Origin of the sequence: Streptomyces sp. NPDC101225 (assembly GCF_044767585.1) — a bacterium.
Lineage (GTDB): Bacteria > Actinomycetota > Actinomycetes > Streptomycetales > Streptomycetaceae > Streptomyces.
Genome location: NZ_JBIWOE010000001.1, coordinates 13,924 through 28,181, shown reverse-complemented (window position 1 = coordinate 28,181; position 14,258 = coordinate 13,924). Strand labels below are relative to the sequence as shown.

General features: G+C 73.7%; 10 protein-coding genes. 9 read left to right on the top strand and 1 reads right to left on the bottom strand.

Translation table 11 applies throughout. From position 1 onward, the window contains the following. Positions 1 to 179 precede the first annotated feature (179 nt). From ACIRPX_RS00105 to ACIRPX_RS00090, 4 genes are all read left to right on the top strand, one after another. Positions 180 to 1,478, top strand: a complete 1,299-nt coding sequence (locus ACIRPX_RS00105; RefSeq protein ID WP_404186972.1) for an MFS transporter — start codon at positions 180 to 182, stop codon at positions 1,476 to 1,478. Positions 1,479 to 1,516: 38 nt separating this feature from the next. Then, positions 1,517 to 2,965 (top strand): arabinose isomerase, encoded by a 1,449-nt coding sequence (locus ACIRPX_RS00100; RefSeq protein WP_404186971.1) that lies wholly within the window; start codon positions 1,517 to 1,519, stop codon positions 2,963 to 2,965. A gap of 202 nt (positions 2,966 to 3,167) precedes the next feature. Beyond that, positions 3,168 to 5,342, top strand: coding sequence for a GH92 family glycosyl hydrolase (locus tag ACIRPX_RS00095; RefSeq protein WP_404186970.1), 2,175 nt, complete (start codon positions 3,168 to 3,170; stop codon positions 5,340 to 5,342). Positions 5,343 to 5,425: 83 nt separating this feature from the next. Beyond that, positions 5,426 to 6,040 carry a DJ-1/PfpI family protein gene (locus tag ACIRPX_RS00090; protein WP_404186969.1) on the top strand — a complete coding sequence of 205 codons (615 nt, stop codon included), beginning with the start codon at positions 5,426 to 5,428 and terminating at the stop codon, positions 6,038 to 6,040. 246 nt (positions 6,041 to 6,286) lie between these two features. On the opposite strand, the gene ACIRPX_RS00085 is transcribed toward ACIRPX_RS00090, so the two are convergent. Next, a complete protein-coding gene (locus tag ACIRPX_RS00085) occupies positions 6,287 to 6,676 on the bottom strand; it encodes a trypco2 family protein (RefSeq protein ID WP_404186968.1) in 390 nt (129 codons plus the stop codon). A gap of 91 nt (positions 6,677 to 6,767) precedes the next feature. Here ACIRPX_RS00085 and ACIRPX_RS00080 point away from each other — a divergent pair, with 91 nt between their 5' ends. From ACIRPX_RS00080 to ACIRPX_RS00060, 5 genes are all read left to right on the top strand, one after another. After that, a complete protein-coding gene (locus ACIRPX_RS00080) occupies positions 6,768 to 8,093 on the top strand; it encodes a serine protease (RefSeq protein ID WP_404186967.1) in 1,326 nt (441 codons plus the stop codon). 46 nt (positions 8,094 to 8,139) lie between these two features. Next, a complete protein-coding gene (locus ACIRPX_RS00075) occupies positions 8,140 to 10,467 on the top strand; it encodes a tetratricopeptide repeat protein (RefSeq protein ID WP_404186966.1) in 2,328 nt (775 codons plus the stop codon). An 88-nt stretch (positions 10,468 to 10,555) separates the two neighbouring features. After that, the gene (locus tag ACIRPX_RS00070) at positions 10,556 to 11,938 is read left to right on the top strand and encodes a hypothetical protein (protein ID WP_404186965.1); all 1,383 of its coding nucleotides are present in this window, start codon (positions 10,556 to 10,558) and stop codon (positions 11,936 to 11,938) included. Continuing rightward, positions 11,935 to 12,978: a hypothetical protein gene (locus ACIRPX_RS00065; protein WP_404186964.1), complete on the top strand. Its 1,044-nt coding sequence runs from the start codon at positions 11,935 to 11,937 to the stop codon at positions 12,976 to 12,978. The genes ACIRPX_RS00070 and ACIRPX_RS00065 overlap by 4 nt, the downstream gene beginning before the upstream one ends. Further along, positions 12,975 to 14,249 (top strand): carbohydrate ABC transporter substrate-binding protein, encoded by a 1,275-nt coding sequence (locus tag ACIRPX_RS00060; protein WP_404186963.1) that lies wholly within the window; start codon positions 12,975 to 12,977, stop codon positions 14,247 to 14,249. Before ACIRPX_RS00065 ends, ACIRPX_RS00060 begins: the two co-directional genes overlap by 4 nt. The last annotated feature ends 9 nt before the right edge of the window (positions 14,250 to 14,258 follow it).

Sequence of the window (14,258 nt, the reverse complement as noted above, 5' to 3'; positions counted from 1 at the left end):
CACCTGGAATGGTGGCACCGGTTCCGGGGGGCGGGAAGGAGGCTGTCGCATCTTCCTGCAAATGGGCGTATGAGGGGTTGTTGGAACGTTTTTCTGACCCTATATTCACTGCGCATCGGCCTCAGCGCCGCGACGCCCCCCTCTCCGCTCGGCCCCTCCCCAGACGACGGAGTCGCATCATGGCCCGAACCCCGACCGCTCCAGCCCGCTCGGAACACCCCATCCCCTGGCGCCTGTGGAAGGTCGCGGCCCTGTCGGGCATGGCCTCCTACCTCGATGCCGCCCTCATCGTCAGCATCGCCGTCAACCTGGCCCTCTACCGCGACGACTACGACATGGGCGTGTGGATGGCGGGGGCGATCAGCGCGATCGTCACGGGCTGCATCGCCGTCGGCTCCCTCGTCGGCGGCCGGCTGGCCGACATGTTCGGGCGCCGCCGGGTCTACAACTGGGACATCTTCTGCTTCGCGGTGGGTGCCGTCGTCATCACACTGGCGCCGAACGACATCGTGCTGTTCGCCGGCGTGCTGACCGCGGGACTCGCCGCCGGCGCCGACCTGCCGACCTCGCTGGCCGTGGTCTCGGACGCCGCACCCGCCGAAGGCCGGGCGCGTCTGATCTCGTTCACGCAGGTCATGTGGGTGGCCGGCATCGTCGTCGTCATCTTCCTCGGCTACCTGCTGTCGGACACGGGCATGACCGGGGCGCGGATCATCACCGGCCATCTGGCCGTCGCCGCGCTGGTCACCTGGCAGCTCCGCTCCCGTCTCGAACTGGCCGAGGAGCCCTCCGGCACGGAGGCGGCCGAGGAGGCGGCCGCGCCGGCCGCCCCGCGCGGCATCGAGCTGAAGAACCTGCTCGACCGGGCCGCGCTGCTGCCGATGGCCGCCACCTTCGCCTACTACGTCACCTGGGGCATCGGCGCCAACACCTTCGGCCAGTTCGGCACGTATCTGCTGGTCACGGTCAGCGGCGCCTCGCAGAGCCTGGCCACCGGGATCAACCTGGCCTTCCTGCCGATCGCGCTGGTGCTGACCTTCGTCTTCGTCCGGATCGCCGACACCCCCTGGCGCGACCGGCTGTTCCACGTCTTCACGGTCGTGCAGATCCTCGCCTTCTGCGTCGCCTCCCTCACGGCCGGCGCCCTGGCGGGCATGCTCGTCTTCTTCGTGCTCTACCAGATCTCCAACCCCTTCGCGGGGGAGGCCAGTTACAAGGTGTGGTCGCAGCTCACGCTGCCTCCCGACACCCGCGGCACCACCCAGGGCCTCACCTACGCCCTCTCGCGCGGTGTCTTCGCGGGCGTCGCGTTCGTCACGCCCGCCCTCATGGAGTACAGCGCGTCCGCGCTGCTCTGGTCGATCACCGCCTGCATGGCGGCGTCGGCGGTCGCGGGCGTCTACATCGTCCGTGTCCTCCTCCGGCGCACCGCCGGCGTCCCGCACACCCCGACCGACCTGCGGGTGGCCCCGACCTGAAGCACGGCAGACCCCGCGACCCACGAGGAGCACCGACCATGACGTTCGCCGAACACCGCACGCCCGTAGCGGAGTTGCTGCCCCCGGTGCGCCGCCGCCGTACCCGGATCGGCCTGGTCGCCGGCGGCCTCGGCACCTACTGGCCCCAGTTCCCGCACCTGCTGCCGCAACTGCGGGAGTCGGCCCGGTACGTCGCCGGGCGGATCGGGGCCATGGACACGGAGGTGACGGACGTCGGCTTCGTCTCCGACGCCGAGGAGGGGGCGGCCGCCGCCGAGGAGCTGCGCAAGGCCGACTGCGATCTGATCGTGCTGTTCCTGACGACGTATCTGACCTCCTCGATGGTGCTGCCGATCGCCCACCGCACGCACACGCCCGTGCTGGTCGTCGACCTGCAGCCGTCCGAGCGGATGGACCACGCCTCCTTCGACACCGGGGCCTGGCTGGCCTACTGCGGACAGTGCCCGGTGCCCGAGGTCGGCAACGTCTTCCGCCGTGCCGGCATCCCCTTCCGGTCGGTCTCGGGCTGGCTGCGCCAGGAGACGGCCTGGCGGCGCATCGAGCAGTGGATCCGCGCCGCGCGCGTCCGCGCCGCGCTCCGGCACGCCCGGCACGGCCTGATGGGCCATCTGTATCCCGGCATGCTCGACGTCTCGACCGATCCGACACTGCTGCCCACGACGTTCGGCTCGCACGTGGAGGTGCTGGAGTTCGACGACCTGCGGCACCGGGTGGAGCAGGTGGCCGAGGCGGAGACCCGCGACCGGATGGCGCTCGCCCGGCAGGTCTTCACCCTCGACGACAGCGTGGCCGACGAGGACTTCGCATGGGGAGCGACCGTCTCCGTCGCCCTCGACCGGCTGGTCGAGGACTTCGGCCTCGACACGCTCGCCTACTACCACCGCGGACTCGACGGCGAACTGCACGAGCGGCTCGGCGCCGGCCTGGTCCTGGGCGCCTCGCTGCTCACCGCACGGGGCGTGCCGGCGGCCGGCGAGTACGAACTGCGCACCAGCGTCGCCCAGTTGGTGTCGCAGAGCGTCGGAGCCGGAGGGTCCTTCACCGAGATCCAGGCGCTGGACTTCGAGGACGGCGTGGTGGAGATGGGCCACGACGGCCCGGCCCACCTGGCGGTGAGCGCCCGCGACCCGCTGCTGCGCGGGCTGGGCGTCTACCACGGCAAACGCGGCTGGGGTGTCGGCGTGGAGTTCGACGTACGGCACGGCCCGGTCACCCTCCTGGGGCTCGGCCAGGACGCCGACGGCAGCCTGTCCTTCATCACGTCCGAGGGCACCGTCGTGCCCGGCCCGCTGCTGGAGATCGGCAACACCACCAGCCGGGTCGACTTCGGCCGTGACCCCGGCGAGTGGGTGGACGCGTGGAGCGCGACGGGCGTGGGCCACCACTGGTCGCTCGCCGTCGGCAGCCACGCGGCCGACTTCCGGGCCGCGGCCGGCCTGCTCGGGATCGACCACCGGGAGGTGTGAACGGGCGGGCCCCCGGGTGACCCGTCGCCCGGTGCTCCGGACAGCGGTGAGGTCCCCTCCGCCGCTCCCCCGCGTTCCGCCGTGAGCCTGATCCGCGGCACGTGCCACGGCAAGGCGCCGCGTCCGCACGCGCTCCGGTCGGGAAGGTGGGCAGTCCGTCGCCGTACGACGGGCGGCGGCCCACCGTCCCGAGGAGAGCTTCGTGCGCCTGCACCCCGTCGCGGCCGCCCTGGCCTCGTCCGTCCTGCTGGCCTCGCCGGTCCGGGCGGATTCCGCCGCCCCGTCCGTGGCCGAGGCCGCGCGGGCCGTGGCCGATCCCGCCGCCTACGTCAATCCGTTCGTCGGTACGGCGCCGGGCGGCACCGACTTCGGACACGGCGGAGGGGCCGGGAACACCTTCCCGGGAGCGTCCGCCGCACTGGGCGGCGTCCAGTGGAGCCCCGACACCGTCACCCACCAGCACGGCGGCTACGCGTACCAGGACGACCGGATCCGCGGCTTCAGCCTCACCCACATCTCCGGCGCGGGCTGCGACGACTACGGCAACGTGCCGTTCATGCCGCTCACCGGCCGCCCCGACCCGGACCCCGCGGCCCGCCACGCCACCTTCTCCCACGCCAACGAGCAGGCTTCGCCGGGCAGTTACGGTGTCACCTTCGACAACGGCATCCGTACGCGGATCGCCGCCACCCAGCGCTCCGGCATCGCGCGCTTCACCTATCCCGCCGACGGCGCGCGGCCCGCCGGCCTGACGGTGGACGCCGGACGGGCCTTCAACCGGGCCACCGGAGACATCACCATCGGTACGCGCACCCTGTCCGGCTACACCGACAGCGGCGCCTTCTGCGGCTCCACGAACCGCTACCGCCTCTACTTCCACGCCGTCTTCGACCGGCCGTTCGCCCACACCGAGCACCTGGACGGCGGGGCGTCCGGCGCGTACGTCTCCTTCGCGCCCGGCACCCGTACGGTCACCGCCCGGGTGGGGGTGTCCTTCGTCGACCTCGACGGCGCCCGCCGCAACGCCACCGTGGAACTGGGCAGCAGCTCCTTCGGCGCCGTCCGGCAGGCCGCCCGCGACCGGTGGAACGCGTGGCTGGGCCGGATCGAGATCACCGGCGGCACCGAGACGCAGCGCCGGGTCTTCTACACCGCGCTCTACCACGCGCTGCTGCACCCCAGCGCCTTCAGCGACACCGACGGCCGCTACCGGGGCATGGACGGCCGGGTCCACCGCACCCGGGCCGGTCATGTGCAGTACGCGAACTTCTCCGGCTGGGACGTCTACCGCTCCCAGGTCCAGCTGCTCGCCCTGCTCGCACCGCACGAGGCCTCCGACGTCGCCCGGTCGATCCTCGAACAGGGGCGCCAGGCCGGGTACTTCGACCGGTGGACACTGGCCAACGGCGGCACCCGCGTCATGGTCGGCGACCCGCTGCCCGCGATGGCCGCCGCCATCCACGCCTTCGGCGGCACGGACTTCGACGCCGCGGCGCTGCTGCGCACGGCCGTGGCGGGCCGCTCCGACGACCGGCAGCGGCCGGGGCACGAGCTCTACGACACCCTGGGCTACGTCCCGGCCGGCACCAAGGGCGTGTGGGGCACCGCGTCCACCACGCTCGAGTACGCGGTCGCCGACGGCGCCCTCGCCCGCCTGGCCGGACGGCTCGGCGACACCCGCACCGAGGCCGCCCTCACCCGCGCCGCCGGAAACTGGCGTCACCTGTTCAACCCCGCGAGCGGCTACCTCCAGCCCCGTGCCGCCGACGGCACCTGGCCGGCCTTCACACCCGTACGGCGCACCGACTACGTCGAGGGCAACGCGGCCCAGTACACCTGGATGGTCCCGCAGGACCTGCCCGCGCTGTTCACCGCCATGGGCGGGAACGCCGCGGTCACCGCTCGCCTGGACACCTTCTTCACCGAACTCAACGCGGGCGCCGCGAAGCCGTACGCCTACCTCGGCAACGAGCCGTCCTTCGGCACCCCTTGGGCCTACGACTACGCCGGGCGCCCCGACCGCACCCAGGACACCGTGCGCCGCGCCCTCACCACCCTGTTCACCGACCGTCCCGACGGCCTGGTCGGCAACGACGACCTGGGCGCCATGTCCTCGTGGGCGGTCTGGGCCGGCCTGGGCATGTATCCCGAGATTCCCGGAAGCCCTCAACTCGCCCTGGCCAGCCCGCTGTTCCCCGCGATCACGGTGCACCGCGGCAACGGCGTCACCCTCTCCGTCGTCGCCCCCGGCGCGTCGGCGGCGCGCTCCCGCGTACGCTCGCTGCACCTCGACGGACGCCCCGTCGGCACCGCCGTCCTCCCGTCCGCCTTCGTGGCCGAGGGCGGTGTCCTGCGCTACCGCCTGACCGCCCCGTGAGCGGGCCACCGGCCGCGGATTGGCCCGCGACCGGGACACGGACCGCCTGAGAGGCTACGGCTCCCGTGCCGTGAGGAGTCGCCATGCAGGTAGCCGTCGTCACCTTCGACGGATTCAACGAGCTCGACAGCTTCATCGCCTCCGCGCTGATCAACCGGTGCCGGGGGAAGGGGCTGGAGGCGTTCATCACGACGCCCGCGCCGGTGGTGACGTCGATGAACGGCGTCGAGGTGACCGGGCAGCGCCCGCTGGAGTTCGTGACCGGGGCGGACGTCGTCCTCATCGGCAGCGGCGTCAGCACCCGCGAGGTCGTCGCCGACGACCGGCTGCTCTCCCGGCTGCCGCTGGACCCGGCTCGGCAGCTGATCGGCGCGCAGTGCTCCGGCGCGCTGGTGCTCGCCCGTCTCGGCCTGCTGGGCGCGATGCCCGCCTGCACGGACGTCAAGAGCCGGCCCTACGTCGAGGCCTGCGGTGTCACCGTGCTGGACGCGCCGTTCCACGCCGAGGGCGACATCGCCACGGCGGGCGGCTGTCTGTCCTCGCAGTACCTCGCCACCTGGGTCATCACCCGGACCCTGGGCGAGGCCGCGGCCCGCGGCGTCCTCGACTACGTCGCTCCGGTCGGCGAGAACGAGGAGACGGTCGAGCGGGCGTTGCGCGCCGTGGGCGCGGGCGAGCGGGCCACGCCGAGCGGCTGAGCGCGGCGGCGCGCACCCTCGGCGGCGCGCGCCGGTGTCCTGGCGCGCCGATGGCGCGGGATGCCGGTGTGGCGGGATGCCGGTGTGGCGGGATGCCGGTGTGGCGGGATGCCGGTGGCGCGGGGCGCGGACGGCCGCGTGGGCTCCGCATCCGCCGTGGGCGCCGGTGGTCGTGCGGTGGGCCCGTCCGGGTCGCCTCGCCCGAGCCGGTGCCGCCGGGCCCGGACCCGACGACGGTCACCGTGGTCACGACGTGCCGCCGTTGCGGGCGGGACGTTCGCATCCGTCCTGCCGAGCGAGGCCGTGGTCATGCGGGCCCGCCTCCGGGCCGGCGGTGCCGCTCTCGCGGCTCACCTCGTGGTGCCGGCCGTCCGGGCGCGGCAGGGGCTTGAGATCGACCTGGATGCGATGCGTGTTGTCGCGGCTCACCGAGCCGCCCAGCCGGGCCTCGACCACGCCCAGCCGCAGCCCCGCACCGCCTTCGCCGGCCCGGTGGAACTGCACCGAGAACTCCAGGCTGACCTGCTCCACGCTGAACCGCCAGTCGCTCACGGCTCCCTCGGCCTCGGCCCGCGCCAACTCCGCACGCACCGTGCCGATGGCCTCCGCGAGACCGACAGGTTCCGTGTCCCCCATGTCAACACACCGCCGACTTCCGTGAATTGGCCGATCAAACCTGGTCACAAGTCTAGGGACCCACCCTGCTGCGCGCGTAGGGTGAGACGACATGGGGGAACTGCGTGCGGACTGGAGGCTCAGGCTGCGCCGCGGGGGCGCCGACGGCCCCATCTGCGGCGCGGGCGTGCTCCTCGACCAGCGCACCGCGCTGACCTGCGCCCATGTGGTGGGCGACGACCCCGGCGCCGTCATGTGGCTGGAGTTCGCCGAGAACGGCCGCCTCCGGCCGGTGGCCGCGCGGGTGATGCCCGGCGGCTGGCTGCGGGAGGGCGCAAGCGGCCAGGACATCGCCGTGCTGCGGCTGGACGACCCGCGCCCGCAGGCGCGCCCCGCCCCGCTCGGCACCGAGCTGTGGGGCGGCATGGAGGTGTACACGAGCGGCTATGCGGAGGGCTTCGACGAGGGCATGAACCTGTGGGGCCGCATCGGCGGCGCCAGCGGCGAGAGGGTGCAGCTCGACGCCGTCACCAAGACGGAGGTGGTGCGGGCCGGCTTCAGCGGCGCCGCCGTGTGCACCCGGCCGCAGGCAGGTTCTCCCACCCGTGTGGTCGGCATCGTCGTCAGCTGGCGCGGCGACCTGAGCCGGCCGCTGCCCGAGGACAACCGGGTGGCCTTCTCGTATCTGCTCCCCATCGACCGCATCGCGGAACTCTCACCGGTGGTCAAGGAGCTGAGCAGCCCGCATGCCTGGGACCACGCCTTCGAGGAGCGGCTGATCCGGTGGTTCGACGACCCGGACGAGGACCCGGTGAAGATCACCGTGGTGGCCCCGGACAGCGGCAAGGACCGCTCGCTGCGCCACCTGCTGCACCGGGCCGACGTCGTCCACCGCGGCGGTGGCAGCAGGCCGGACCTTGCCGACCACGCACTGGACCACATCGACCGCACGGCCGGTGAGTACCTGGCCTACTGGGACTGGCTGCGGGGCACCAGGCCCCGGCCCGAGCGGGCGGCCGAGCGCGCGCCCGCGCCACCGGCCACGGTCGTCGTCGACGGCCTGGACGAGGAACCCCAGCCCGGTCCGCTGATCGAACTCCTCGCCAGATTGAGGGTGTTGAACTTCCGGCTGCTGCTCGTCTTCCGTCGTGAGGGCGGCACCGGCTGGAGCGCGGCCCGGGACGAACTGCTGCGCCCCGCGCTGCTCCGCCACGCGGACACCCTGATCGGCCTGCTGGAGCGCGCGGAGTTCGGCGCCGCGGTCCGCCGCGACGTCGTCGACAGCGCCTCCCTCGGCTCCGTGACCGAGACGGCCGACCTGCGCCGGGCCGAGCGGCGCCGGATCGACGGCGTGCACGACCCCCACCAGCAACTCACCCGGCTGCGCAGGCTGCTGAGGACCTTGCGCACCGACCTGAGCCGCCACGGAGAGCTGTGACGAGGTGCCCGGTACGGCCCGGGCGAGGGAGGAGGACGACCGGAGGATGACCACCTGCCCCCACCGGCACTTCGACGGAGCCGCCTGCTCCGGCACGGTGCTGCCGACCGGCCACTGCGCCGTGTGCGGCCGCGCGGAGAACGCGGCCGGGCTGCCCGCCCTGCCCGCCGACCCGCGCGACCGCGGCCCCCGCGACCTGCTCGGCCTCCCCGAGCGTGCCCCGCGCCCCGCCGGGGAACGCCTCGTCCGTGCCGACGGACCGCTCCGCATCCGTATGGTCTGCTCGTCCGCCACCTGCGGCATCACCTTCGCCCCGCCCTACACCGAGGGCCCGGTGCCGATCAAGGGCTTCTGCCCGGCCTGCGGCGAGCGTTACTCGTACGAGCCCGAACTCGCCACGGGCGACCTGCTGCGCGACCAGTACCGGATCATGGGCCCGATCGCGCACGGCGGCCAGGGCTGGGTCTATCTCGCCGAGGACACCCATCTCGGTGACGTCGTCGCCGTCAAGGGGCTGCTCAACCGCTACGAGCACGACGGCGCCCGGCTCGCCGACGTCGAGCGGCGCAACCTCGTCGCCATCCGGCACCTCCGCATCGTCCAGATCCGCGACTTCGTCGCCCGGCGCGACGACCAGGGCGAGGTCACCGGCGGCTACATCGTCATGGACGACGTCGGCGACGGCACCCTGGCGAAGGTCGTCGAGGAGACCCGGCGCGGCGAGTCCGTCCTCGACATCGAGCACGTCGCGGCGTACGGCTGCCAGATCCTGGAGGCCTTCGTCCATCTGCACACCGGCGGTGAACGGGTCTTCGTCTACGGGGACATGAAGCCGTCGAACGTCGTGCACCACGGCGCCGGCGTCAAGGTCATCGACCTCGGCGGCACGCGCGAACAGGGGCAGAGCCTGCCGCCCGCCCATGTCACGCCGGACTACATGGCACCCGAGACCGGCTCCACCGCCATGCCGACCGTCGCCCACGACCTGCACACCGTCGGCGCCACCCTGCGCGAACTCGCCCGCTGGGCGGTCGACGAGGTCCCCGGCCTGGGCACCACCTCCTTCTGGTGGGTCGTCGAGCGCGCCGTGCGGACCGACCCGGGCCGCCGGTTCGCCGACGCCCGCGAGATGGCCGGCCAACTGCGCGGCGCCCTGCGGGAGATCCGCGCCCTGCGCGGCAAGAGCGACCCGCCCGAACCGTCCGACCACTTCCGGCCCTCCCCGCAGCTGCTCGGCGCCCGGCTCGGCACGGTGCCGGGCATCGAGCACTGGCTGGCGCGCCCGCGCCGCGACCGGTACGAGCCGCCCGTGGCCCCCGCCCTCGACCTCGGCGCCCCGACGCCCACCGAGATCGCCGGGGGCCTGCCGGTGCCGCGGCGGTTCCCGGGCGATCCGCAGACCGCGCGGTTCGAGGTGAGCAGCGGCTACGACCCGGGCCGCCTGCTGGACCAGCGGGACGAGAGGCCGCGCTCGGTGGAGATCTGCCTGCACAACGTACGTGTCCTGCTGGGCCGCAACACGCCGGCCGACCTGGAACGCGCCCAGGAGGAACTGGACATCGCGGACTCCATCCCCGGCCCGTCCGCCGTACGGCGGTGGCGGCTGGAGTGGCACCGCGCCCTGCTCGCGCTGCGCGGCGCCGGACTCGCGGACGACCCGCGGCAGGCCGCCCGGGCCCACCGCCATCTGATCCAGGCCAGGAACCACTTCCTGCAGGTCCACTTCGAGCTGCCCGGCGAGTACGCCCCCAAGCTGGCTCTCGCCTACTGCGGGGAGCTCCTCGGCGACGACACGGCCGGGCCGACCGCCAAGGAGCTGTACGAGGCCGTGTTCGCCCGCAACCGCGCGCACGGCGGCGCCGCGCTCGGGCTGGCCAGGCTCGCGCTGCGCGCGGGCGACCGGCGGGCGGCGCTCGACGTGCTCGCCCGGGTCGGGCCCGGCACGCTGGACCACACCGTCACCCGGATCGCCTCGGTGCGCATCCGCGCGGCCCGGCTGCCCGGGGACGGCGACCCGCTGCCCGCCCCCGGCGAGGCCGACGCGGCGCTGGAGGAACTGCGCGGTCTGGTCGGCCGGAGTCCCGGCGCCGGCGAGCCGAGTCTGTCCGAGGACGAGGCGCTGCGCCTGGGCACCGAACTGCACGAGTGGAAGCTGGACGCGCTGCACAGCCTGGGCGACCGGCCCGGCCCGCCCGGAGGTGCCGGACGGCTCGACGCCCGCCGGCTGCGACGCCTGGCCGGCCCGGAGCGCGAACTGCGCAGGCAGCTGGAGTCCCGCTACCGGCAACTGGCCGAACATCACCGGGAGTCGGCCGCCGCCCATGACCACCTCGTGGACCTGCTGCACGCGGTACGGCCGCAGACCGTGTTCTGACCGCACGGCAGACCGCACGGCACGCACGACGGTCCGCGCGGCAGGCGCGCGGTACGGCGACGAAGGGGAAGGAGCCGTGACGTAGGGGATGAGCAGTCACACCCGGCCGCAGCCGGGCATCCGCCTGCACGTGGAGCTGGGCGGCGAGCTGCGCCCGCACCGCAACGTGAGGATCGAGGCCCATCTGCGGGTCGACGTGGCCGCCCACGGGGCCCCCGTCGATCTGCCCGCCGTCGAGCTCGCGGTGATCATCGCGCTCGACGTCGCCGACTCCCACCGGGCGGCGGTGCACGCCCTGGCCGCCGCCCTGCGCGCCCTGCCCGACGGCATCTCCTTCACCCTGCTCGGCGGCGGCCCGGAACCGAGGCGGTGCTATCCGCTGGGTGAGGACGAGTGGGCCGTGGCCGACCAGTACGAACGGCGCCGGGCCGCCTTCGTCGCCGGCTCGCTCCCGCTGCACAAGGACGGTCCCCGTCCTGCCGGTTACGCCGCCTGGGCGGCCGCCTCGCGTGCCCTGCTCGCCGGGCGCCCGCTGTCCGTGCAGCATCTGGTGCTGATCACCGACGGCAGCAGTGCCGCGGGCGAGACGCGGCTGGAGGAGGAACTGGACTCCTGCGCCGGGCAGTTCACCTGCGACGTGTTCGCCGTGGGCACGGACTGGCCCCCCGATCCGCTGCTGACCCTCGCCGAACGGCTGCACGGCACCGCCGAGTTCGTGGACGACGGCCTCGACCAGGCGATCGGCGGCGCGATCCGGCGCCTGCGCCGGGTGCACACGCCGCAGCTGCCGATCGAGGTGACCGTGCGCCCCTCCGTCCGCCAGGTCTCACTGACCGAGAAGGCCCCCCGGGCACACCGCCTCGGCGGGCTGCCGCAGTCCGGCCGGCCGCACCGCTGGAGCTTTCCGACCTACCAGTGGGAGCAGGGCCGCCGTGACTACCTGCTCACGCTGGTCGCCGACGCGGACGCGGATCCGCTGGAGACGGAGCTGCAGTTCGCCATGGTCTCCATCGGCGAGGTCCACGCCCCCGTCGTCGCCCGCTGGCATCTGCCCGACCGGTCGCCGCCGCGGGCCCCGGCGGGCGGCGACAGCGTGCGCAGCCTCGACGTCACCGCCCGGATGCGAAGTGCCCTCAGGCAAGGGCTCGTCGCTCTGGAGGCGCGGCAGCGGGACACCGCCGAGGACCGCCTGGGCCAGGCCGCCCGGCTGGCGGCAGAGCTGGGCAAGGAGTGGGTGCTGGACGAGATCCGCGCCGTCGCCGACGTCGAGGACGCGGCCGCGGGCCGGATCCGGCTGCGCCCCGTGGACGCCGGCACCCTGGCCCCGCTGATCCTGCGCGCCGGATCCCGGCCCGGCGGGCCGCTGACCGAGGCCGTCGGAGGGCGGCCGGGCCCGCGGTGCCGCGTCTGCCGCACCCCGGCCGGCAGCGAGGCCCGGTACTGCATCACCTGTGGAAGGAAGCTGCTGTGACGACCGGACGCGCCGTCTCCCGGCGCCGCCGCTCACCGGCCTCCCTGTGGCGCGGGCTGCTGGGTCCCTGGCGGACCCGCCGGCTGCTGGAGGCACACCTGCTGATCCTGGTCGCGTGCGCCGCGGTGGCGGCGACCGCGCTGTGCTTCTCCTACCGGCAGACCCAGCGCGGCGCCGACGCGCTCGCCTCCCGGGAGGCGCCCGCCGTCCAAGGGCTCGCCGGTACCCGGCTCGCGGCGCTGCGCTCGTACCAGGAGGCCGACGCCCTGCTGGAGGACGGTCTCGTCGACGTCGCGGGCTCGGGCGAGGCCTACCGGTCCCAGCTCTCCGCCGCCGACCAGGGCCTGTCCCGTATCGCCGACCGCACGGACCAGGACCTCGGCACGGTCAACGGCCTGCTCGCCACCTACGGCAACTCGCTCAACCTCGGCACGTCGATGTACCGGGCCGAGCCCCTCATGCGGCAGTTGAAGTTCCACGAGGCGCACTCGCTGCTCGTACGCGACAAGGTGGGACTCGCGCCCCGGCTGAAGAGCCTCCAGGCGACCCAGATGAGGCACGCCGAGGCCACGGCCGCCCTGGGGGCCTGGCGGCGCGCGGGCTGGTGGCTCGCCGAACTCGCGCTGGGCGCGCTGGCGTTGACCCTGCTCTCCGCGCTGTTCGTGCTGCGCGACCGCTGCGGCCGCGACGGGAACCCGTACCTGCTCGCGGCCTTCGCCCTCACGGTGGCGCTCGCGGTCGTCCCGCTGACGACGACCTCCACCACCGAGCACGGCCTCGGCGGGGCACTGGCGGATCTGCGGCAGATCACCAGGGTGTCCGGGCAGATCACCGACGTGCCCGGCACGGGCGACTCCCGGCTGGTCGACGCGCAGCAGACCGTCACCCGGACGTCGGAGCGGGTCCGGCAGCAACTCACCGACGGCACCTGGGCCGACCGTGTGTATCCGGGCACCGTCGTCGGCGGTCTGCTGATCGTCGTCCTGCCCGCGCTCGGCCTCGGCCTCCGGCTGGACGGCGACTACTGGAGGCGACGGTGACCCGCCGGTTCACGTTCCTGGTCCTGCTGGTGGTCATGCTGATGGTCGCGGCCGTCGGCGTGGTGGTGGTCTGGACGCAGCACGACGACGAGGAGCCGGTGACCATCCTCGGCACCTGGACCGGACAGCAGGAGCAGCAGTTCAAGACGGTGCTGCGCAGCCTCGGTGTCCCGTTCCGCTATCAGGGCACCGCGGCCCAGCGCGAGGTGCTGCTCTCCAAGGTGCAGTCGGGCGAGCCCCCGGACGTGGTGATCATGCCGGGCATCGGCGAGCTCGCCGAATACCGCGACCAGAACCGCCTCAAACCGCTGGACCATCTCTACGACCCCCAGCAGTACGGCGCCCCCTGGAACGCGGCCGGCACCGCCTCGGGCCACGTGTTCTGGGTCCCGGTCAAGGCCGATCTGAAGAGCATCGTCTGGTACCGCGAGGGCCACAGGCCGGCCGACACTCCCGCCCCGATGAGCAGTTGGTGCATGGGCATGGGCGACGACGGCGCCTCGGGCTGGCCGGGCACCGACTGGATCGAGGACCTCGTACTGCAACGCGCGGGCCCCGGCTTCTACGCACGGTGGGCACTGAACTCGGGCGGGCCGCGGCACCATTGGTGGACGAGCACCGAGGTGCGCTCCGCCTGGACGGCCTGGGCCCGGCTGCTCGAACAGGACAGGCCCGCGGCGAGGACGGCCCTGCTCACCGACCATCGCGGCGCCCCGGGCGGCCACGGGCTGCTGTTCGGCGGCGCGCACGGCTGCACCCTGGAGCACCAGGGCTCGTTCGCGCGTTCCTTCTACGGCCCGAAGGACACGGAGCACGCACGCCTGACGGACTCCGCCGCACTGCTGCCGGGAGGCGGCACCCGGGTCCGCGCCCACGAGGTGACCGGCGACTTCGCGGCCCTGTTCAGCGAGCGCGCCCCGGCCCGCGAACTGATCCGCCGGCTGTCCTCGAAGCGGGCCCAGCAGAAGTGGGCGGAGGTGGCCGGTGTCTTCTCCGCGAATCGCCAGGTGGTCCCGAAGGACCAGCCGGTCGAGCGCCAGATCGCCGAGCGGCTGCTCAAGGGACCTCGCTGTCTGGACGCCTCGGACGTCATGGCACCGGCGGTACGGGACGCGTTCTACGAGGCCGTCCTGCTGACCATGGCCAGGGTCGCCGCCAAGGATGACGACCCGCGTATCGGCGCGCTTCTCGAGAACGTGCAGCGGGTGCAGGACGTGTCCACGAAGAACACCCGGCACGCGGCGCTGCAGACGGTGTGCAGCACGCACTGATCCCCCGCG